Annotated in this window: 20 protein-coding genes; 11 read left to right on the forward strand and 9 right to left on the reverse strand. The window is 65.2% G+C overall.

Translation table 11 applies throughout. From position 1 onward, the window contains the following. Window positions 1-108: 108 nt before the first annotated feature. The 4 genes from G6N44_RS13820 to G6N44_RS13835 all read left to right on the forward strand — a co-directional run bounded on the left by G6N44_RS13820 (window position 109) and on the right by G6N44_RS13835 (window position 4,316). The gene (locus G6N44_RS13820) at window positions 109-729 is read left to right on the forward strand and encodes a TetR/AcrR family transcriptional regulator (protein ID WP_163664824.1); all 621 of its coding nucleotides are present in this window, start codon (window positions 109-111) and stop codon (window positions 727-729) included. 106 nt (window positions 730-835) lie between these two features. Beyond that, window positions 836-2,872, forward strand: coding sequence for a phenylacetic acid degradation bifunctional protein PaaZ (paaZ, locus tag G6N44_RS13825; RefSeq protein WP_163664826.1), 2,037 nt, complete (start codon window positions 836-838; stop codon window positions 2,870-2,872). A 24-nt stretch (window positions 2,873-2,896) separates the two neighbouring features. After that, window positions 2,897-3,208, forward strand: coding sequence for an EthD family reductase (locus G6N44_RS13830; RefSeq protein WP_163664828.1), 312 nt, complete (start codon window positions 2,897-2,899; stop codon window positions 3,206-3,208). Between the two features lie 112 nt (window positions 3,209-3,320). Then, window positions 3,321-4,316, forward strand: coding sequence for an SDR family oxidoreductase (locus G6N44_RS13835; RefSeq protein ID WP_235682726.1), 996 nt, complete (start codon window positions 3,321-3,323; stop codon window positions 4,314-4,316). Here the strand turns inward: G6N44_RS13835 and G6N44_RS13840 are convergent. Next, window positions 4,309-4,914, reverse strand: a complete 606-nt coding sequence (locus G6N44_RS13840) for a TetR/AcrR family transcriptional regulator (RefSeq protein WP_163664832.1) — start codon at window positions 4,912-4,914, stop codon at window positions 4,309-4,311. The two genes, G6N44_RS13835 and G6N44_RS13840, sit on opposite strands and share 8 nt — an antisense overlap. Window positions 4,915-5,216: 302 nt before the next feature. Here G6N44_RS13840 and G6N44_RS13845 point away from each other — a divergent pair, with 302 nt between their 5' ends. Continuing rightward, window positions 5,217-7,547 (forward strand): xanthine dehydrogenase family protein molybdopterin-binding subunit, encoded by a 2,331-nt coding sequence (locus G6N44_RS13845; RefSeq protein WP_163664834.1) that lies wholly within the window; start codon window positions 5,217-5,219, stop codon window positions 7,545-7,547. 260 nt (window positions 7,548-7,807) lie between these two features. Here the strand turns inward: G6N44_RS13845 and G6N44_RS13850 are convergent, their stop codons facing one another. The 7 genes from G6N44_RS13850 to G6N44_RS13880 are packed head-to-tail and all read right to left on the reverse strand — an operon-like array spanning window position 7,808 to window position 12,813. After that, window positions 7,808-8,719, reverse strand: a complete 912-nt coding sequence (locus tag G6N44_RS13850; RefSeq protein ID WP_163664836.1) for a DUF1028 domain-containing protein — start codon at window positions 8,717-8,719, stop codon at window positions 7,808-7,810. Continuing rightward, window positions 8,716-9,105: an SCP2 sterol-binding domain-containing protein gene (locus G6N44_RS13855; protein ID WP_163664838.1), complete on the reverse strand. Its 390-nt coding sequence runs from the start codon at window positions 9,103-9,105 to the stop codon at window positions 8,716-8,718. The genes G6N44_RS13850 and G6N44_RS13855 overlap by 4 nt, the downstream gene beginning before the upstream one ends. A gap of 38 nt (window positions 9,106-9,143) precedes the next feature. Continuing rightward, complete coding sequence (locus G6N44_RS13860; protein WP_235682727.1) at window positions 9,144-9,674, reverse strand: (2Fe-2S)-binding protein; 531 nt, start codon at window positions 9,672-9,674, stop codon at window positions 9,144-9,146. Further along, entirely contained in the window at window positions 9,671-10,534 is an 864-nt protein-coding gene (locus G6N44_RS13865) for an FAD binding domain-containing protein (protein WP_163664841.1), read from the reverse strand. The genes G6N44_RS13860 and G6N44_RS13865 overlap by 4 nt, the downstream gene beginning before the upstream one ends. Further along, window positions 10,534-11,361, reverse strand: a complete 828-nt coding sequence (locus tag G6N44_RS13870) for an alpha/beta fold hydrolase (protein ID WP_163664843.1) — start codon at window positions 11,359-11,361, stop codon at window positions 10,534-10,536. The genes G6N44_RS13865 and G6N44_RS13870 overlap by 1 nt, the downstream gene beginning before the upstream one ends. Next, entirely contained in the window at window positions 11,358-11,798 is a 441-nt protein-coding gene (locus tag G6N44_RS13875; protein ID WP_163664845.1) for a YybH family protein, read from the reverse strand. The genes G6N44_RS13870 and G6N44_RS13875 overlap by 4 nt, the downstream gene beginning before the upstream one ends. A 31-nt stretch (window positions 11,799-11,829) precedes the next feature. After that, window positions 11,830-12,813, reverse strand: a complete 984-nt coding sequence (locus G6N44_RS13880) for an LLM class flavin-dependent oxidoreductase (protein ID WP_163664848.1) — start codon at window positions 12,811-12,813, stop codon at window positions 11,830-11,832. Window positions 12,814-13,017: 204 nt separating this feature from the next. Between G6N44_RS13880 and G6N44_RS13885 the strand changes: the two genes are divergently transcribed. Both G6N44_RS13885 and G6N44_RS13890 read left to right on the forward strand, forming a co-directional pair. Beyond that, entirely contained in the window at window positions 13,018-14,226 is a 1,209-nt protein-coding gene (locus tag G6N44_RS13885; protein WP_163664850.1) for a metal-dependent hydrolase family protein, read from the forward strand. Between the two features lie 169 nt (window positions 14,227-14,395). Next, a complete protein-coding gene (locus G6N44_RS13890; RefSeq protein WP_163664852.1) occupies window positions 14,396-15,460 on the forward strand; it encodes a Glu/Leu/Phe/Val dehydrogenase family protein in 1,065 nt (354 codons plus the stop codon). Between the two features lie 7 nt (window positions 15,461-15,467). Here the strand turns inward: G6N44_RS13890 and G6N44_RS13895 are convergent, their stop codons facing one another. Then, window positions 15,468-15,938, reverse strand: a complete 471-nt coding sequence (locus tag G6N44_RS13895; protein ID WP_163669926.1) for an Lrp/AsnC family transcriptional regulator — start codon at window positions 15,936-15,938, stop codon at window positions 15,468-15,470. Window positions 15,939-16,095: 157 nt separating this feature from the next. Between G6N44_RS13895 and G6N44_RS13900 the strand changes: the two genes are divergently transcribed. The 4 genes from G6N44_RS13900 to lpdA are packed head-to-tail and all read left to right on the forward strand — an operon-like array spanning window position 16,096 to window position 20,808. Continuing rightward, a complete protein-coding gene (locus G6N44_RS13900; protein ID WP_163664853.1) occupies window positions 16,096-17,220 on the forward strand; it encodes a thiamine pyrophosphate-dependent dehydrogenase E1 component subunit alpha in 1,125 nt (374 codons plus the stop codon). Then, window positions 17,217-18,221: an alpha-ketoacid dehydrogenase subunit beta gene (locus G6N44_RS13905; protein ID WP_163664856.1), complete on the forward strand. Its 1,005-nt coding sequence runs from the start codon at window positions 17,217-17,219 to the stop codon at window positions 18,219-18,221. Before G6N44_RS13900 ends, G6N44_RS13905 begins: the two co-directional genes overlap by 4 nt. Further along, window positions 18,218-19,432 carry a dihydrolipoamide acetyltransferase family protein gene (locus G6N44_RS13910; protein WP_163664858.1) on the forward strand — a complete coding sequence of 405 codons (1,215 nt, stop codon included), beginning with the start codon at window positions 18,218-18,220 and terminating at the stop codon, window positions 19,430-19,432. The genes G6N44_RS13905 and G6N44_RS13910 overlap by 4 nt, the downstream gene beginning before the upstream one ends. After that, complete coding sequence (gene lpdA / locus G6N44_RS13915; protein ID WP_163664860.1) at window positions 19,429-20,808, forward strand: dihydrolipoyl dehydrogenase; 1,380 nt, start codon at window positions 19,429-19,431, stop codon at window positions 20,806-20,808. The genes G6N44_RS13910 and lpdA overlap by 4 nt, the downstream gene beginning before the upstream one ends. Window positions 20,809-20,810: the final 2 nt, after the last annotated feature.

A 20,810-nucleotide genomic window follows, 5' to 3' on the forward strand; every position in this document is an offset into this window, starting at 1 on the left:
TTCCGATCGTTTTCATTAATAACCGATCGTTCGGTCGGTTGTCTACACCGATGGCGACGCCGGGGAGAGTCGCCGCCGGAGCGGCAGCGCCATGAGAAGATGGTCGACATGGCCACGCCCCGTACCCGCTCCAGTGGCCAGGTGGGCCGACCGGGCTACGATTTGGACTCGTTGCTGACCGTTGCCGTCGGTGTGTTCAATCAGCGCGGCTACGACGGCACGTCGATGGAAGATCTCTCCAAGCGACTCGGCATCAGCAAGTCGTCGATTTATCACCACGTCAGCAGCAAAGAGGAACTTCTACGCCTCGCCGTCGATCGCGCCCTTGATGCACTCTTCGCCGCGACCGAAGCTCCCGACACCACCACGGGTCCGGCCATCGATCGGCTGGAAAACCTGGTCAAGCGCAGTATCGAGGTACTGGCCCAAGAATTGCCGTACGTCACGCTACTCCTGCGGATCCGCGGAAACACCACCACCGAACGACGCGCGCTGGCCCGCCGCCGGGAACTCGATGACATCGTCGGCAACCTGGTCGAAGAAGCGTGCAACGAGGGCAGCATCCGCGCCGGCGTCGACCCCGGACTGACCAGCCGGCTCATCTTCGGCACCGTCAACTCGCTGATCGAGTGGTACCGGCCCAGCCGCACCCTGGCGGCCGACGAAGTCTCCGAAGCGGTGACGACGATGATTTTCGACGGGTTGCGCACCCGCCCAGCTGCCCACTGACCGTTCGGTCGGCTTGCATCAAACCCCTCCCGGGCCTTGACGTGTCCACACCCACGCTGACACAGTGATTACCGAACGAATGGACGGTTGGTAAGGAGTGTCGACAGTGACTGCTGTGTTGGAAAGCTATGTGACCGGGAAGTGGGTCGTCCCGGACGGGGAATCGATTCCACTCGTCAACGCCGTCACTGGCGAGGAAGTGGCCCGGTTTGCCACGGGCCCTTTGGACATCGCCGCGGCGATCACCTACGGCCGCGAGGTCGGTGGGCCCGCCTTGCGCGCCCTGACCTTCCACCAGCGGGCAGGCGCCTTGAAGGCGCTGGGCAAGCTGCTGATGAGTCGTAAGGATGAGTTCTATCCGTTGTCCGCGGCCACCGGCGCCACCACCCGCGACTCCGCGATCGATCTCGACGGCGGCTTCGGCACCCTCTTCAGCTATGCGAGCAAGGGCACCCGCGAACTGCCAAACGACACCATCTACCTCGACGGCCCAGTCGAATCACTGGGCCGCGCAGGAACATTCGTCGGACAACACGTCTACACCTCCAGGCCGGGTGTCACAGTCCAAATCAACGCCTTCAACTTCCCGGTCTGGGGCATGCTGGAAAAACTGGCCCCGGCGTTCCTGGCCGGAGTGCCCTCGATCGTCAAACCGGCCCATCAAACCGCCTACCTCACCGAGCTCGTCTTCCGCGTGATGATCGACTCCGGCTTGTTACCGGAGGGGTCGGTGCAGCTGTTGTGCGCCCGCCCGCATGCGCTGCTCGACCACCTCGACGGCCAGGACACCGTGCTGTTCACCGGCTCGGCCTCCACTGCGGCCAAGCTGCGTAGCCACCCGAACGTGGTGGAAGCCGGCGTGCGGTTCAACGCCGAGGCCGATTCATTGAACTGCTCGATTCTGGGCCCCGACGCGAGTCCCGATACGCCCGAATTCGATTTGTACATCAAGCAGCTGGTCGCAGAGATGACAACGAAGGCCGGCCAGAAGTGCACGGCGATCCGTCGCGCCTTGGTTCCCAATGTATTGCTCGATGCCGTTGTCGAGGCCACCATCGCTCGCCTGTCAAAGATCGTAGTCGGCAACCCGGCCGTAGACAGCGTGCGGATGGGCGCATTGGCCAGCATGGATCAGCGCGACGAGGTGCTGAGGTCACTGCAGCGCCTAGCGGATTCCGCCACACTGGTTTTCGGCGATCCAGATTCGTTCAGCGTCGAAGGCGCCGACCCCGCAACGGGGGCCTTCCTTCCGCCGCTGCTCCTGCGGGCCGAGGATCCCGCCGCCGCGGTGGTACACGAGGTGGAGGCCTTTGGTCCGGTCAGCACCGTCATCGGCTACCGCGACCTCGACGATGCCGTCGCGCTCGCCGCCCTCGGCAACGGAAGCCTCGTCGCGTCGTTGGTGACCCACGACTCCGAGGTGGCGCGCAAGGTGGTGACCGGCATCGCGCCCCACCACGGCCGCGTGCTCGTTCTTGACCGTGACGACGCCAAGGAGTCCACCGGCCACGGCTCACCGTTGCCGACGCTGGTGCACGGCGGACCCGGCCGGGCCGGCGGCGGTGAGGAACTCGGCGGCATCCGTGGCGTCCTGCACTTCATGCAGCGCAGTGCAATTCAGGCAAGCCCAGACATGCTCACGGCCATCACCGGCCGCTGGACCACCGGCTCTGCCCGCACCACCACCGACGTGCATCCATTCCGCAAGCACCTGGAGGAATTGCAGATCGGCGACACCATCGTGGGTGGCCCCCGCGTGGTCAGCTTGGAAGACATCGACCACTTCGCCGAATTCACCGGCGACACCTTCTACGCCCACACCGACCCGAAGGCCGCAGCCGAGAACCCGCTGTTCGGCGGCATCGTCGCGCACGGGTATCTGGTGGTGTCGCTGGCTGCCGGGCTGTTCGTCGAACCCAACCCCGGTCCGGTGCTTGCGAACTTCGGTGTCGATGGCTTGCGATTCCTTACCCCGGTGAAGGCCGGCGACGCGCTCACCGTGACGTTGACAGCGAAGCAATTGACACCGCGGCTATCCGCCGACTACGGCGAAGTCCGTTGGGATGCCGTCGTCACCAATCAGGACGACGAGCCGGTGGCCACCTACGACGTCCTGACCCTCGTCGCCAAGAAGCAGGATTGACCACTGAAGCCGAAGGAGAAAGCCATGTTTCGCATCTCTGTCTGTTACGGACAACCCACCGACCCGGCGGCATTCGAAGCGCACTACACCAGTACGCACACGCCGTTGACGTTAAAGGTCCCCGGTCTCGCCGGCTTCACGACGGGCAAGCCCCGCTCGCTGATGCCAGGCCGAGACGCCCCCTACTACATGATCGCCAGCTTGATGTTCAGCTCCGCCGAGGATCTGAAATCTGCGCTGAAGTCGCCCGAGATGGCTGCTGCCAGTGCCGATGTCGCGAATTTCGCCACCGGCGGCGTGACCCTCTACCGCACCGAAGAGATCGATCGGGGCTGACCAGCTGACCGCACCGAAGCGGTGTGCCGGCCCTCGGCCGGGTTACACGCCGCTTCGTTGCGTTTCGCGGCCGCTCGTTCATCCAGACACCCCACGGCGATTTAGGAAATCAATGGTGACGTTACCGCCCGACCCCTCATTTCTCGTTTTCGGCGCTGCCGGACACATCGGACGTCCGTGTGCTCAATGGCTCGCCGAGCGACACCCCACGGCTCACATCCGGATCGTGTCCAGTAGGCCCGAGATGGCCGCCGATCTGGCTGAGATGCACCCCGGTGGTGAGGTCATGATCGCCGACTATTTGAATGCCGACGACATGGTCGCGGCCTTCGACGGGATCCACGCGGCGTTCGTCCTCACCCCGGATTTCATCGACGAGAAGGTCGCCATGGCCAATGTGGCCAGTGCCGTCAAAGCGTCCGGAATGCTCGTCCGGCTCATCCGGCTGATCGGCGACCCACCGGGAATCCGCGACGAATCCGAGGTGCTGGCACTACGGGGCAGTGACTACCAGAACGAAACGGCCCTGCATCACCTGCGGGCCCGCAAGGTGTTGACGGCAGCAGGCCTACCAGTCGTCTACATGAATATCCCGGGGTGGTTCTTCGAAGACTTCTCCGAATTCTTACTCGACCCGATCCGCGACAAGCGCACATTTGTCATGGCGGCCGACCGACCGATGAACTTCATCGCCACCCGCGATATCGGCCGTTGTGCTGCTGAGCTGCTGCTCGATCCGTCGCTGACCGAGGCCGGCGAAACACTCCACCTGGAGAACGGCATCGACACCATGATCAAGTTCAGCAAGATCGCGGACATCATGAGCGCCGCTTGGGGCGTGCCGATCGCCTACGCCGGTACCGACGAGGAGTTTCTGCGTGACCTCGGGCCCGCCTTGCGCAGGTACTACAAGCACGACGACGCGGCCGAACACATCCTCGCGGAATGCCATCACGAGGTCCCGTTCATCAACGAGCTCTTGCGACACGGCAACGACTTGCGCGGCGGAGAACGCCACCTCACACCGGAAATGCTCGGGTTCGAGGCGCTTTCGCTGACGTCATGGCTGCAGGACAAGAGGGACGTGTTCATTCCCGAAGTCAGCTGACGTGGGCGGGCCCGTACAGGGTGTTGAGCCAGACGATGGTCAGGGCCTCGGTGACCGCTGTCTCGTCGGTGAACGGGGGGTGCCCAAAGGATGCGAGCAGATAGCGTTCGTTCATCCACGTCAGCGCTCGGGCCACCTCTTTTGGCTCAGCGATGTTGCTTCGTCCCGCCTCGACATCCGCTTCGATTCGGCGCGTGGTCGCGGTGGCGAGATTCTCGGCCAAGGTGAGATACAGCGCGCCGATCTCCGGATCGGTTCGGGCCGCGTCAGAGATGGCTTGGATGAGACGCCCGTGCTCGACGAATAGGGTTATCAGATCGCTGAGGCTCGCGCGCAGCTCGGCCACCGGATCGTCGGCTTCGGCCATCCAATTGTCAGCGACGTGGTCCAACTCGATGCCGACATCGTCGAGCATCGCCATCAGCAGCTGCTGACGGTCTTCGAAATAGCGGTAGAACGCTGTTCGTGCGACGTCGGCCGCCGACGTGATGTCATCGAGCGAAATCTCAGCCCAGCGTTGCCGTTCGAGCAGATCGTGCGCGGCGTCCAGCAGCCGGCGACGGGCATTGCGCCGATGCTCGCGTCTGCGCGCCTGCAAATCGCTTTGTCGAGTGGTCAGGACGATCAGCCTACCTGCGGTCGGAGTGCGTCTGTGAACCTGAAATGCGGCTGCAGACATCTAGTTGAGCATTAACGTGTCGCCGACGCAGCCTAGCTGACTACAATTTGAACAACAACATTGACACGTTGTCACACCTGTAGTTACGTTCGCTCTGATGCGCCGGTTGCACCGGCTACGACTTATCGGCCACGAGTCAAAGAAGTGGTGGAAACGTGCCTCCCGAAACAACACGCGTGCGCAACGTCGGCCAAAGCCCGCCGGGACGTAACCTCCCGCGGATGGCCGCCGGAGGAGGTCGCTATCTCGCCGATGAGCAGGCCGCCGGCGAGCTTCACCTGGTGGTGATCCGCGCCACCGAACCACATGCGCGCATCTCGATCGACACGAGCAGGGCATGCGCGGCCCCGGGCGTGCACGCCGTCATCGTCGGCTCCGATGTGCGTCCCGCCACCGATCCGATGGCGATGATCTGGACGGCACAGACACAGGCCGAGGCGCCGACGTGGTGCCTGGCCGGCGATCGGGTCCGCTATGTGGGTGAACCGATCGCAGCCGTCATCGCCGACGACGCCTATCTTGCCGAGGACGCCGCCGAACTCGTGCAGGTCACCTACGACAGGTTGCCCGCGGTGGTCGAAGCGACCACCGACAGCGAACCACTGCTGTATGACGACTGGCCGGACAACGTCTTCGGCCGCACCCGTTTCGAGGCAGGCGACCCGGTGGCCGCCCTCGCGGATGCGGCGCTGGTCGTGGCCGGGCGCTACACCAGCAGTCGGGTGGCAGGACTCTCGCTGGAAACGCGCGGGGTGCGCGCCGCGTGGGACATCACCGGCGACTCCGTCACCGTATGGACCTCGACGCAGGCGCTTCATCAAGTGCGCGCCTCCTTGGCATCCACACTTCGGATGCCCCAGAGCCGGGTGCGCGTGCTCTGCCCCGATGTCGGAGGTGCGTTCGGGAACAAGGCGTGCGCGTACATCGAGGAAACCCTGGTCGCGTTCGCCGCGCGCGCCGTACGCCGTCCGGTCCGGTGGATCGAAAGTAGATCCGAGGCGTTCACCGCCACGGTTCACGGGCGGGGAACGGCGGTCGATCTGGAGTTGGGCCTCAACGCGGACGGCACGATCACCGGCATCCGGGCCACCGTCGTACTCGACTGCGGGGCAACACCATACATGGCCGGCGCAGGGTCCGGGATCGTCACGACGGCCATGTTGACCGGCCCGTACCGGGTCTCGCACGCACTCAGCGAGCTGGTGGCGGTGGTGACCAACAAGACCCCGATCGGGGCCTACCGCGGGTTCGGTATGCCAGAAGCCACCTTGGCCATCGAGCGTGCGCTGGACGAGGGAGCACGACGCCTCGGCATCGATCCGATCGAGATCCGGCGGCGCAACCTGCTCCGCCCCGACGAATTGCCGTACTGGACGCCCACGATGATGTGCCTGGACAGCGGGCGCTACGGCGAACTGCTCGACCTGGTTGTCGATCGCTTCGGCTGGGCGCAGACCCAGCGCGAGGCCGCCGAGGCCCGCGCCGCAGGACGGCTGGTCGGCGTCGGCACCTCCTGTTACGTCGAGGCAACCAACTTCGGCCCGTCGGCGGCCGCCGCGATGATGGGTATCAACAACCCCGGCCACGACCGCGCGGTGGTGCGGATGGACGCGACGGGCTCGGTGACGGTGTTGACCGGGCAGGTCCCGATGGGTCAGGGGCTGGAGACGGCCCTGGCACAGGTCGCCGCCGACGGCGCCGGCGTTGCGCTGGAGTCTGTTTCGGTGCTCTTCGGGGACACCCAGGCCAGCCCATACACCGGCTACGCCAGCGGCGGTTGCCGTGGCGCCGGCGTCGCCGGTTCTGCCGTCATGATGGCCGCACGCGGGCTGCGCGAGCAGATGCGTCGTTTCGCCGCACACCTGCTCGAGGTCTCTGATCCGGCCGCCGTCCACGACACCGAATCCGGCGGCTTCGCCGATGAATCCGGGTCCCACGTCACGGTCGGCCAGGTCGCCGATGCGGCCTGGCGCGCCACCGATCTCCCTCCCGACACCCAACCCGGGCTCGAATCGTCCTATACCTACGATCCACGAAACTTCGCCTTCACTTTCGGCGCGGTAGCGGTCGTGGTGGAAATCGATCGCGACACCGGCACGGTGTCGGTCCAGCGACTGGTCTTCGGACACGACTGCGGCATCCAACTCAACCCCGCGCTGGTCGCCGGACAAATTCACGGCAGTACTGCACAGGGAATCGGTGCGGCACTCTATGAGCAGCTGCCCTACACCAGCGACGGCCAACCCATGGTCCAATCGCTGTGGGACTACCTACCCCCGCTGCCGGGAAACATGCCCCCGATCGAGCTGGTCCACCTTGAGACACCCTCCCCCTTCTCCCTCAACGGAGCCAAAGGAACCGGGGAAAGCGGCTGTATTGCGGTCCCTGCCGCACTGGCCAACGCGATCCGCGATGCCATCGGAGACGAGCACGCCGATATCGTCGACACCATCCCCATCACCGCCGATCGCCTGCTCGCCGCGATCGACTCGCCCACCCTGCCCGCGCGCCAACTGCAACCATCAGAGGTCTTGCGAGGAAACGCCTTCTGAAGCAGGGCAGGAAATCTCGCGGCTGTTACCCCGGCACTCCGCGATCGTCGCTTCCCCGCACCGCACCGTGACGTCACAGATCCCGCTGCGGCCGCGACGGACACATTCAACGGCTTGGGCGGTCAATTCATCGCGGACCCGGGCTCACAGCGAAGAAGGCGCATGCCCAGATGCGCGGAGGCACGATCGTCGGCGAGCATCTGCCGCGCGAATTCGGTTCCGTTGACTGCGGATTCATGATGGATAGACACTGTGAGGAGCTAAACCAGGCCGGAGATGTTTTCGGGGGTGAGGATTCCGGCGTCGGCCAGTCGGGAGAAGAACGTCGGTAGTCGCGGATTGTGCCGGGCAGCGGTTTCCAGCAGCCCTTTGGCCTCGCCGGCGCGTCCCCAGCGAGCCTGCAGCACCGCCTCCCAGAATGTCGCCTCGGGGTTGTCGCCGAGGCGCTCCGCCACTGCCGCCAACGATGCGGCGGCCGAGCGATAGGCGCTGTCGGGTTGCGGCGGGCCAAGAATCGGACCGTTCGGAGCGAACACCACCTGCGACATGTCGTCGACGGCATCGTTGAGGTCCAGCAGCCGATGCAACTCCCCGATCGGATCGGGATGGTCGTCCACCCGCAGATCTCGCACGATGCCATCCCACGGTGCGTCGGTCGGCGCACCGTCGACAACCAGAACCGCGGCGGATTGCCGGCCGCGGATATCACCGCCGGCTTCATCGGCCGCAAGCAGGCCGGCAACCAGCCGGTGAGCGAGGTCACCGTCGTCACCGTGGAAGCCACGCACCATTGCCTGCGGTACATCTCCGTTGTCGAGCATGTTACCCAACCCGACGACGTGCTCGCCCCGAGCGACGCCTGCTGAACCGACACATCGTGTGCCGGTGTGGATTCCGAACTCCCCCGCTGCGTCCAGGAAAGCCACCTGCCTCATCTCACAGTCGGCATCCGCTCCGAGCAGTTGGGCAAGTGCATCCGGCGCGGGACTACCGGCCCGCATCAGCGCCAGACCGCGCGGCCCGTAACCTCGGACCGCGAACGCCTGCGTCGCCACCACACCGATACCGGCCTCCGCCCATGTCACGACGGAACCGACGCCCAAATAGTGCGACTGCGACGCTACGCCGAGCTGCCCCGTGACCGGATCGCGGGCGAGCAGGGAAAATGTCACGAGAAGTCGGTCTCCTCACACAGCTGGGTGAAATGCTTCTTGTACTCCGCTGTTTGGGTGATCGGCATCAGCTTGCCGAGTTTGGCCATATCACCGCTTAGCTTGATTCGGCCTTCCATGAACGCCGTCGTCGGCGCCAGTTCGCCACGCAGCATTGCGACAGAATCGGCGAATGACGACTTCATGGTGCCATCGGCGGCGGGATCATCGCCCAACTGCTGTTCGACAACCCTGCCGTCGCGGACATCGGCGTAGTAGCGGATCTCGCCACCACCGGGTGCATCAGTGAGCCGGTACTGCACCCGCGCCGTTGCTCCCGCGCGCAGTTCGAATGACTGTTGAAGCTCAGTCTGGCGGGTCAACCATTCCTGAGATGCGTACTTCATTGGGGCTGCCTCCGTACGTAGTTGATGTGTTCTTGTGGTCAGTGGCCGCGGGGAGCGGTCGCCGGCGATCGTTGGAGCTCGGCGATTCTCTCGGCCACCAATTCTTCGGTCGCGGCGAGAATCGGCGCGTAACCCGTACAGCGGCACAGTGATGAGCTCAGGTGCCCGCGGATCTGGGTCGACGTCGGACGCCGACCCGCATCGACCTCCGCGAGCAACTCCTCGATCAGAACGACGAAGCCGGGTGTGCAGTAGCCGCACTGCAGCCCATGGTGGCGCACCAGGCTCTCCTGCACTTTCGAGGGGCGCCCGGGCGGACTGAGCCCTTCGATCGTGACAATCTCCATGTCGTCGACCTGAGCGGCCAGCGTCAGGCATGAGCGGGTGGAGCGGGAATCGCAGAGTACGTTGCAGGATCCACACAGCCCCTCGCCGCACCCGATGTGGGTACCGGTCAGTCCGAGCCGCTCGCGGAGGAAATCGACGAGTGTCATTCGCGCCGGCACGTGAGCTTGAACTGTTCGGCCGTTGACCCGTACTTCGATGTCCAGTCCGTTTGCCCGGGTCACGGCAGATCCTCTCTCAACCGGCGCAGTAGGCGACCGACAACATTGATCGCGAGTCGTTGACGGTGATCGGCGCTGCCGCGTGCGTCACCGCTGAAGTCGAGTCCTGTGGCCAGCGAGCGGCCGGCGTGCTCGATGGCGGCGTCATCGAGCGATCCAGCCAGGGCCGCGGTGATGTCAGTGGGGGCGAGCACCGGCTGCTGCCCCTCGCCGCCCACGCCGATGCGTACATCACTGACCCCGTCACCGTCGATCCGGGCGCTGACCGCGGCGCTCAACAGCGGGGTGTCACCCGCGCCGCGAATCGTCACCTCGTCGAAATGCCCGATGATGCCCTCGTCAGGTCGGTTGAACCGCACCGTGTGCAACAGCTCGTCGTCAGCCAAGGCGGTGCGACGTGGGGCGAGAAAGAAGTTCTCCGCAGAGATGTGCCGGACGCCGCGGGTGGAGATCGCGGTGATCTCGCCACCGGTGACCAACAGACACACCCCCAGTTCTGCGGCCGGGTTGGCGTTTGCCAGGCTGCCGCAGATGGTGCCTCGATTGCGGGTGGTCACCTTACCCACTCGGGGCAGCGCCTGGGCCAGCACACCGAAACCCGACAGTGCGTGGAACATCTCTGCTGTCCGCTGGGTGACTGCGGCACCCACTCGCAAATCGCCTTCGGTAGTGGATAATTCGTGCAGTTCGGCGATTCTGGTGATGTCGATGAGACACCGTGGGCGTTCCTGTCGCCGGACCATTCGTGGCATCAAGCTCTGTCCCCCGGCCAACACCCGGGTGCCATCGGGGTCGCGACCCAGTTCGGCGCAGGCTTCCTCGACAGTGGTGGCTGCGACATAGTCGAACGGCGCCGGGCGCATCAACAGCCTCGCACCGTATGGGCTTGGCCGGGGCGCTCGACGTGATCGAGGTGTGCGGCAAGCAGACCCGCGATCTGTTCTGGATCTTCGATATGAGCCATGTGCCCAAGGCCGGGGAGCACTGTGCAGTCGGCCTGTAGCGAGGCGGCCAGTGCCGCGCCCAGTTCCGGAGGACAGGTTCGGTCATGTTCACCGGTCAGCACCCGGGCCGGCGCCGTGGTCTGGGCGGCCGCCGCCGAGACGTCTGAAGTCAGTGCCGCGCGTAGGACCGCCTCGATGACGGCTATGTCCCGGCCCAAGGCCAACCGCACCGATTCTCGCAGCATTTCGTCATCGGTGTTCGGCCCGAAGCCGACCGCAGCGGCCTGCTCGAAGAACGACTCCAGGCCCACCTGCCGCAGCGCGGCGACTGCGGCTTCGACATCGGAGCCGGCGGAGGCGGCGCCGATACCCAGTGCCCCACCAATGATTGTCAGCGATGCGACACGATCCGGCTCGGCCGCGGCAAGCGTGACGCACACACCGCCTCCGAACGAGGCGCCGACCAGGTGGGCCCGGGTGATGCCCACCGCCGACATCGCCGCGCTGACGTCGGCGGCATAGTCAGCAGCACCGTAGCAGCCGCCCGGTTCCGAACCACCGTGGCCGCGAAGGTCGACGGCGAGGACCTCACGTTCGGTGACCTGGTCGATCACCGATGACCACTGCGTGGCAGCCCCATTGATACCGTGGACGAACACTACCGGGACGTGCGGCGAATCAGCTTCGCCCCATAGGCAACTGATGCGCCCGGCCGGTCCCGGCACGACGCGTCGCCGCAGGGTCATTGTCCGCTTGTCTGCGCAGGAGCAGGGGCGGAGAAGTGGGTATGGACGATCTCCCACTTGCCGTCGCGGCGGCGCCAGATCTCGGTGGAACGCATACCACCGTCGTAGGTGCCCACAGCACCGAAATCTGCTTGGTAGCGGCTGAGGTACGTCACCCATGCGACGTCACCCTCCACCTCGACGCGTTCGTCATGGATTTCGGTGCTCAGCGCCGGTGCGGTCATATTCGCCGACAGCATGTCCCACAACCCGGCGATCTGGTCTTGCCCGATGTAGTTGTGGCCGTTGAGGTTGTACCAAACGAGTTCGCCGGGGGTGGCGGTCACGCGACGTCTCAGATAGCTGGAGTCAAGGGGGCCGTTGGCGTCGACGAATTCACGGTGCAGTCGCATGATCTCGGCGGTATCACCCTCGAGCACAGTGGCGCTGTCTGTCATCTACGTTCCGTTCTCTCGTGGAAATGTGATGTCAAGATGCTGCGGTCATTGCCGGCCGATTCGCGGCCAGCAACCGGATGACATCGGGCACTTGTTCAGGCGGCATGAACGGCGCCACGGCGATCTCATCGACACCGGTTTCGGCGTAGGCCGCGAGTTTTTCGCCCACGCCATCGGGCGAGCACACCATCGCCACGGCATCGATCACGTCCGGCGTGAAGACCTTGATCGCCTCGGCCGGGCCGGAGGCCGCCGCCGCCACTAAGGCTCCGGGCGGGATCGCTCCGGCCGCAAGATATTCGGTGGTACCGGCGTCGAATGACGACAGCAAGGCCGCGACCTGCATCCGCGCGCCCTCGCTGTCGTCGGTGATGAACGCGGGAATCACCACCGAGACCCGGAAGCTTTCTCGCGTCCGGCCGGTCGCGGCCAGAATCTTTTCGACCGTCTGGACGGTGCGGGACAGGTAGGCAAGCGACGAGCCGGCACTGAGACAGATACCGTCGGCGTATCGTGCGGCGGTATCCACCATCCGCGGGCGCACCGCCATGATGTCCAATGCCGGTGGTGCCGCCAGCGGATTCAGCTTGTACTGAGCGAAGCTGAATCCCGGGTATTCCTCGGTGATTTCGCCGCCGGCAAGCGCCGTCTTGAGCGCCTGGTGCAACGCGATGGTCGAGGCGATCGGTTTCTCCACCGAGCGCCCCAGCTGGGCGATCATGTCCGGCACGCCGGTGCCTATCGCAGCACGCACCCGGCCGGGGGCGATCTCGGCCAGCGACGCGAGCTCCATCGCCGCGAGCCCGGGGTGACGGCCCGCGGCGTTGATACCCATCAGCGCCAACTCCAGCCGCTCGGTCTCCCGCAGGTACAGCGTCGCGGGCACCACAGCATCGTGAGCGCAGATGTGTTCGGCGTACCACACGCCGTCGAACCCGCACTCCTCGGCGGCATGGACAGCCGGCAGGTCGGCGAGAATCGAGCCGAATCCGGTGAACGACAAACTCAGTCGCACTACGTCAAACCCCTTCTATGACCCCGGGACGCGTGGCGCAGATGCCGCACCGGCTCGGGTGGTGGTCTACGTAACTACATCTGTGACACAGTGTCAAGGTTGCTGTTTCACTTGCTGTGCGAGTTATGCGAAACTCGACCGCATGACCACCCACCAGGCGGATCTGCACGCACGTCGGCATACTTCCCACCCGGAGGACGACAAATGACCACGCGACTATTGGTCCGCGGTGGCCACGTCTTTGACCCGATCGGCGGAAGCGCCGGGCCCGGGGATGTCCTCATCGAGGGCGACCGGATTCTCGATGTCGGAACCGGCTTGGACGCAGACACCGCGATCGACGCCACCGGCCAACTGGTGGTCCCGGGCTTCATCGACTGCCACGTGCACGTCATGCTCGACGACGTCGACACGTTACGGCTGATCCAGACTCCCTTTTCGCTGAGGTACTTTCAGGCCGCACGTAACCTGCGCCTGACTTTGCGCGCCGGCGTGACCACAATCCGGGACGCGGCGGGCGCCGACCTCGGTGTCAAGCAGGCGGTCGCCACCGGGTTGGTGGACGGTCCCGATATGCAGATCGCCATCGGAATGCTCAGCCAAACCGGCGGGCACGCTGACGAATGGATGCCGTCAGGCGAGTGCGTACACGCGCTGTGGCCCACCCACCCGGGCCGGCCATCCACCGTTGTCGACGGCGTGGACGAAATGCGCCGCGCTGTACGCGAACTCGTCCGCGCGGGAGCCGATGTCATCAAGGTCGCCACCACCGGTGGTGTGATCAGTCCACGCAGCGATCCACGACGTGCACAGTTGGCCGACGATGAACTCGCGGTGATGATGGCCGAGGCCCGCGCCGCGCACGTCCATGTGATGGCCCACGCCCAGGGCACACAGGGCATCAAGAATGCGATCCGCGCCGGTGTGCGTTCCATCGAACACGGCGTCTATCTCGACGATGAAGCCGTCGACATGATGGTCAAGTCCGGAACATGGTTGGTGCCAACACTGTCGGCGCCGCACGCGATCCTGCGGCAGGCCGAGACCTCGGGCGGCATACCCGAGACGATGCAGGCCAAAGCCGCCGCGGCGCTTGAGGCGCATGAGGCGTCCGTGCGGTGCGCCTACGCGGCAGGCGTCCGAATTGCGATGGGCACCGACGCCGGCATTTCCCGCCACGGCGACAACCTGCGCGAGCTCGAATTGATGGGACGGCTGGGGATCTCGGCTGCCGATGCGCTGCGCGCCGCATCGACATCGGCGGCCGAATTACTCGATGCCGGCGCGGAGATAGGTGAGCTGGCCCCTGGCAAGCGGGCCGATCTGGTGATCCTGGACGGCTCAGAGATCTCGGTGGAGGGGCTTTCAGAGCGGGTACGCACGGTGATTCATCGCGGGGTACCGGTCGGGTAGGGCCTGAGCAGACTGTCCACCGGTCGCCGCGACGAGCAACGCACGTGGACAGATGTCACATCCAACCATGGCAATCGGACTTTCTGTCCGGCCTGTCGCCCGGCGGCTATCCCATCTGTATACGAAACCCTATCGTCGATACACATTCGTCGAATTGAAAGGCACGCCAATGAATGTGGATGACGCACTTCGGTGGGATGGCGAACTCACGCTTACCCGCCATGACCCCGAGACCGGCACAACGTTCATCATCCGGGTGGATTCGCTCCGGCACGGCCGGTCCGCGGGTGGAACGCGGGCAGCCCACTACGGCTCGCCTACCGCCGCGCTGGAGGACGCAGGCCGACTGGCCGGCGCCATGACCCTGAAAATGGCCGTGAGCAACCTGCCGATGGGCGGGGGTAAATCCGTCATCGCACTGCCCGCGCCGCGTCAGGACATCGATGCGGCGACCTGGAATCGAATCCTGAGCCTGCATGCCGAGAACATCGACAGGCTCAACGGCGCGTACTGGACCGGTCCGGACGTCAACACGAGCTCCGCCGACATGGACATACTCGGCGACACAACGAACTTCGTGTTCGGTCGCTCGATCGACCGAGGCGGCGCGGGTTCGAGTGCGCTCAACACCGCAGTCGGGGTGTTCGAGGCGATGAAGGCCACCGCACAGTTCCGCGGACTCGGCGACCTCGACGGCCTGACCGTCCTCGTCCAAGGCCTCGGCGCGGTGGGCGGCCACCTTGCGACAATGGCGGCTCAGGCCGGTGCTCGCCTACTGGTCACAGACGTCAACAGCGAGCGGATTGCGTGGGCGCAGGACTTCGGCTGCAGCCCAGTCTCGCCCGCGGAGGTGACCGCTACGCCATGCGACATCTTCGCCCCCTGCGCGATGGGCGGAGTGATCGACAGCACGATCGCGCGTCAGCTGCCGGCGTCTGCCGTAGTGGGGGCCGCCAACAACACCCTTGCCGACGACGAAGCCGGATCGGTCCTACGTGATCGCGACGTGCTCTATGCCCCGGATTTCGTCACCAACGCGGGCGGTGCATTTCACCTTGTCGGCCACGAGGTGCTCGGATGGGATGCCGACACAGTGGCCGGCCACATCAGAGGCATCGGTCAGACGCTGACGCAGGTCTACGAAATCAGCGACGCAGAGGGAGTTTCCACCGATACGGCGGCTCGAACCCTTGCGCGTCGGCGCACCGATTCGCTCGAGGCCGTCGCGGTCTAGGCACGCTTCACAACCATTCGTAGCCCTGCTCGGTCCACTCCTCGAACACCAACCACGTACGGCTCGAACGGATTCCGGGCATGCTGTGAATCCGCTCGAGTACGACGTCGCGCAGGGTCTGATTGTCGGGGGTGCGCACCATCACCACCACGTCGAAGTCTCCACCGACCAGAGTGAATCGCTCGACATAGCGAAGTGTCTTCAGCTGCTCAGACAGCCCCCGCCAGGAATCTTGCAGAATCGTCAGAGCGATCAATGCCGAGGTGGAAAGCCCGGCTTTCTCCATGTTTATCCGAGCGGTGAAACCCTCGATGACACCGGCCTTTTCCAGCCTCTCGATCCGGGCGTAGACGTGCGTACGGGAGACGTGTGCGCGTTGCGCCAAAGCCAGCATCGACACCCGGCCGTCCTTGACCAGCTCTCTGATCAACCTCCGGTCGATCTCATCGAGTTGAACGTGTGTCACCGCTTCATCCATCTGTTCACCGCTCACCTTCGAATGACATTCGAAATGGACATTTCGCCATCTGCGCTAGTGAGAACCAGCAGTTCGTCCGCAGAATCGCCGGACCGATTGTCATTTCACCTGCAACTACGGACGATCACAAGACAGAAAGTTACCATTGGAGGACACCGTGACGGTGGTCGAATCGACCGACGTATCGCTTTATCAGAAGTTCCTTCCCGCCGACGCGGCAGTGCAGTTCCTCGGCCCCACCGGTCAGCCGGTCCCCAGCACCGCCCGCTACGCCCGGCCCGACGGTCAGCGATTGGTCGCCATGTATCGCAATATGGTGCTGGGGCGTCGTTTTGACGAGCAGGCGGCGGCGTTGACGAAACAGGGCCGGCTGGCCGTCTATCCCTCTTCTCGCGGGCAGGAGGCCTGCCAGATCGCGGCAGCGATGTGCCTGCGCGCCGAGGACTGGCTCTTCCCGACGTACCGCGATTCGATGGCCCTGTCGGCCCGCGGCATCGACCCCGTCGACATCCTCAGATCACTTGCCGGCGACTGGCACTGCTGCTTCGATCCCGCACAGCACCACACCGCTCCGCAGTCCACACCGCTGGCCACCCAGCTCCTCCACGCCGCCGGCCTGGCACACGCCCAGGCCCGCAAGGCCACCGGCGCGGCGGTGTTGGCCCTGTGCGGCGACGGCGCCACCAGCGAAGGCGATTTCCACGAGGCGCTCAACTTCGCCGCGGTATTCCGGGCGCCGGTGATCTTCCTGGTGCAGAACAACGGCTTCGCGATCAGCGTTCCGCTGGCACGCCAGTCAGTGGCGCCGTCCCTGGCGCACAAGGGGGTTGGGTACGGCATCGGCAGTGAGCAGGTCGACGGCAATGATCCTGTTGCCATGCTCGCTGTGATGAACGAAGCCCGAGAATATGTGCTGAACGGGAACGGGCCGGTGATCGTCGAAGCGCACACGTATCGGGTGTCGGGCCATACCAACGCCGACGACCCGCGCCGGTATCGCACCGACGACGAGGTGACCGAGTGGCTGGCCCGCGATCCCATCCGACGGCTGGAGATCTACTTGCGCGCCGAAGGCCTCATCGACGACTCCTACGCCGCGGCTGTGGCTTCCGAGGCAGAAGACCTGGCCACCACGATCCGGGACGGCATGAACCGCGATCGGCCCGTCGAGATCGATGACTTGTTCCGGTATGTCTACGCGGAGCCCACCCCTTCGCTCCGGGAACAACAACAGCAGGCGCGCGCCGATTTCACCGCTGAACTCACAGAGGACCGACAATGACCCTGACCACGATGGCGCAAGCTCTGAACACGGCATTGCGCGATGCACTCGTGGATGACCATTCGGTGGTGGTGTTCGGCGAGGATGTCGGCGCGCTCGGCGGCGTCTTTCGCGTCACCGACCGTCTCGCCGAGACATACGGCGCACACAGATGTTTCGATACTCCGCTGGCGGAATCGGGAATCATCGGGTTCGCGGTAGGCATGGCGATGGGAGGCTTCCGCCCCGTGGTCGAGATACAGTTCGACGCGTTCGCCTACCCCGCATTCGAGCAGATCGTGTCGCACGTCGCCAAACTGCGCAACCGCACACGCGGTGTGCTGTCGGTGCCCATGGTGATCCGGGTGCCCTACGCCGGCGGCATCGGCGGTGTAGAACATCACTGCGACTCCAGCGAGGCCTACTACGCGCATACCCCGGGACTGAAAGTCGTCACCCCGGCAACCGTCGCCGACGCCTATGGCCTGCTGCGCGAGGCCATCGAAGATCCCGATCCCGTGGTGTTTCTGGAACCCAAGCGGCTCTACTTCTCCCGCGCCGACGTCACACTCGGCCGGGGCGTGAAAATCGGTCAGGCACAGGTGCTGCGGCCCGGCACAGACGTCACGTTGATCGCCTATGGCCCGTCGGTGGAACCGGCGCTCCAGGCCGCCGCCGCAGCAGCCGAGGACGGCCGAGACATCGAAGTCATCGATCTGCGATCGATCACGCCGTTTGACGACCAGACCGTGACGGCGTCGGTCCGCAAGACCGGCCGCTGCGTAATAGTCCAGGAATCGCAGGGCTTCGCCGGAGTGGCCGCCGAAATCGCCGCGAGGATCCAGGAACGCTGCTTCCACCACTTGGCTGCGCCGGTCCTGCGGGTGTCCGGATACGACATCCCCTACCCGGCACCGAAACTCGAGCGATGGTACCTACCCACCAGCGACCGCATCCTCGACGCGGTCGACCGCCTGCAGTGGGATGACCAACCCGACAACCGCTGGGCGGCCGGCGCATGAGCGATCAGACATTCGTGCTGCCCGACCTCGGCGAAGGACTCACCGAGGCGGTGATCGCGGGCTGGCTGGTCAGCGTCGGCGACACCGTCGTGATCGATCAGCCGGTCGTCGAGGTCGAAACCGCCAAGGCCTCCGTCGAGGTACCCGTGCCCTTCGCCGGGGCAATCGTCGAACTCCACGGAGAGCCGGGGGCCACCCTGGCTGTCGGGTCGCCGTTGATCACCGTACGCACCAACGACCCTGCCGACAGTGACGCGTTCGCACAACACCGCGAAGAAGAGCGGGCCGGCTCGGGCAACGTACTCATCGGTTACGGAACCAACGTTGATGACGCGCCCAAGCGCAGACGGCGGCGTAGCCCGACGCAACAGATCAGCCCTGCCGCGAAGGTGATTTCACCGCTCGTCCGAAAGCTCGCCCTCGGCAACGGCATCGACCTCACGCAGCTGTCCGGCAGCGGCACCGGCGGCATCATCACCCGCGCCGACGTCGACGGTGCAATCTCGACGGCCCCGGTCGTCGGTACCGCCGAACACCGCATTCCGGTTACCGGGATTCGTAAGGCCATCGCAGACAAGCTCACCACCAGTCGCCGCGAAATCCCCGAAGCGACCACCTGGGTCGACGCCGACGCGACCGGATTGCTCGAAGCGAAGCGACTCCTCTGCCAGACAGAGCCGGTAAGCCTCCTGGCGCTTCTGGCCCGACTCACCATCGCCGCACTACGGAAATTCCCCGAGCTGAACGCCACCTTCGACGCTGAACGTCAGGAGATAGTGCAGCACAGCCACATTCACTTGGGAGTGGCGACGCAGTCGCCGCGCGGGCTGATGGTTCCGGTCATCTCGCATGCGGACACGCTCGACACCATGACCTTGTCGAACAACCTTGCCGATGTGATCGCGTTGGCCCGCGATGGAAAACTCGCGCCGGCGCGGCTGTCCGGCGGCACTGTGACCTTGAACAACTACGGCGTATTCGGTGTCGACGGGTCGGCAGCGATCATCAACCACCCAGAGGCGGCCATCCTGGGCGTCGGCCGCATCATCGACCGGCCCTGGGTGGTCGGCGGTGAACTGGCCGTGCGAAAGGTCACCCAGCTGTCACTGAGCTTCGATCACCGCGTCTGCGACGGCGGCTCGGCCGGCGGATTCCTGCGGCTTTTCGCCGACTACGTGCAGAACCCCGTCACAGCATTGGGCCGACTGTGACTGCGCCCCAGCACAGCGATGTGCTCATCCTCGGCGGCGGCTCCGCGGGCTACTCCTGTGCGCTGCGCGCCGGCCAGCTTGGCCTGGCGGTGACACTGATCGAAGCCGACAAACTCGGCGGTACCTGCCTGCATCGCGGGTGCATACCGACCAAGGCGCTCCTGCATTCGGCCGAGATTGCCGAGAGCACCCGCACCGCTGCGGATTTCGGCATTCGGGCGCGATTCGACGGTGTCGACATGGCCGCTGTACATGCCTACAAGGAGTCCGTCGTCACGCGACTACACAACGGACTCGAAGGGCTCGTCGCCAGCCGGAAAGTCACCGTCGTGCACGGAACCGGCCGCTATGTGGGCCAACGATCCGTCGACGTCGACGGGACCGTCTACACCGGCGACGCCGTCGTGCTCGCGACCGGCTCCGCGCCGCGCCAGATTTCCGGTATCTCGATCGGCGATCGCATCATCACCAGCGATCAGGCGTTGGAACTACCCTATGTCCCGGAAACCGCAATTGTGCTGGGCGGCGGAGTCATCGGCGTCGAGTTCGCCAGCCTGTGGACGTCACTGGGGTCCTCGGTCACGATCGTGGAATCTCTGCCCCGGCTGTTGGCCAGCGAGGATACCTGGACGTCGGAAAGCCTTGAACGCGCAATCCGCCGTCGTGGTGCGGCTGTCAAGACCGGTGTGACAGTCACCGAGGCAACTCAGTCCGAACACGACGTCACCGTGACACTCGACAGCGGTGAAGCGCTGACCGCCGATGTATTGCTGGTCGCCGTTGGTCGTGCTCCGCAGTCGGCGGCGCTGGCTGACGCCGGCATCGCTGTCGACCGGGGCTTCGTGCGCGTCGACGGCCGGCTCGCGACCAACCATGCGGGCGTGTACGCCGTCGGAGATCTCGTGGCCGGTCCGCAGCTCGCACACCGAGGCTTCGCTCACGGCATCTTCGTCGCCGAAGTGATCGCCGAGCGCAATCCGGCGCCGGTGGCCGACCACGTCATCCCCAGAGTCACGTACTCCCACCCCGAGGTGGCTTCGGTCGGCCTCACCGAGGAGGCGGCGCGCCGGCAATACGGCGACATCACCACGACCGTGTACGACCTCGCCGGCAACGGAAAAAGTCAGATTCTGCGAACAGCGGGCGGCATCAAGGTGATTCGTCGCGGGGCCGCCGACGCAGATGGCCCCGTCGTGGGGGTTCACTGCATCGGCGAACGCGCGTCCGAACTCATCGGCGAGGCGCAACTCATCGTCGGCTGGGAGGCACTGCCGACCGAGGTTCGGCCGTTCCTGCACGCTCATCCGACGCAGAATGAGGCGCTCGGCGAAGCCATGCTCACGCTTTCAGGTGCACCGCTGCACCAACATTCGTGACA

Source organism: Mycolicibacterium alvei (assembly GCF_010727325.1).
Lineage (GTDB): Bacteria > Actinomycetota > Actinomycetes > Mycobacteriales > Mycobacteriaceae > Mycobacterium > Mycobacterium alvei.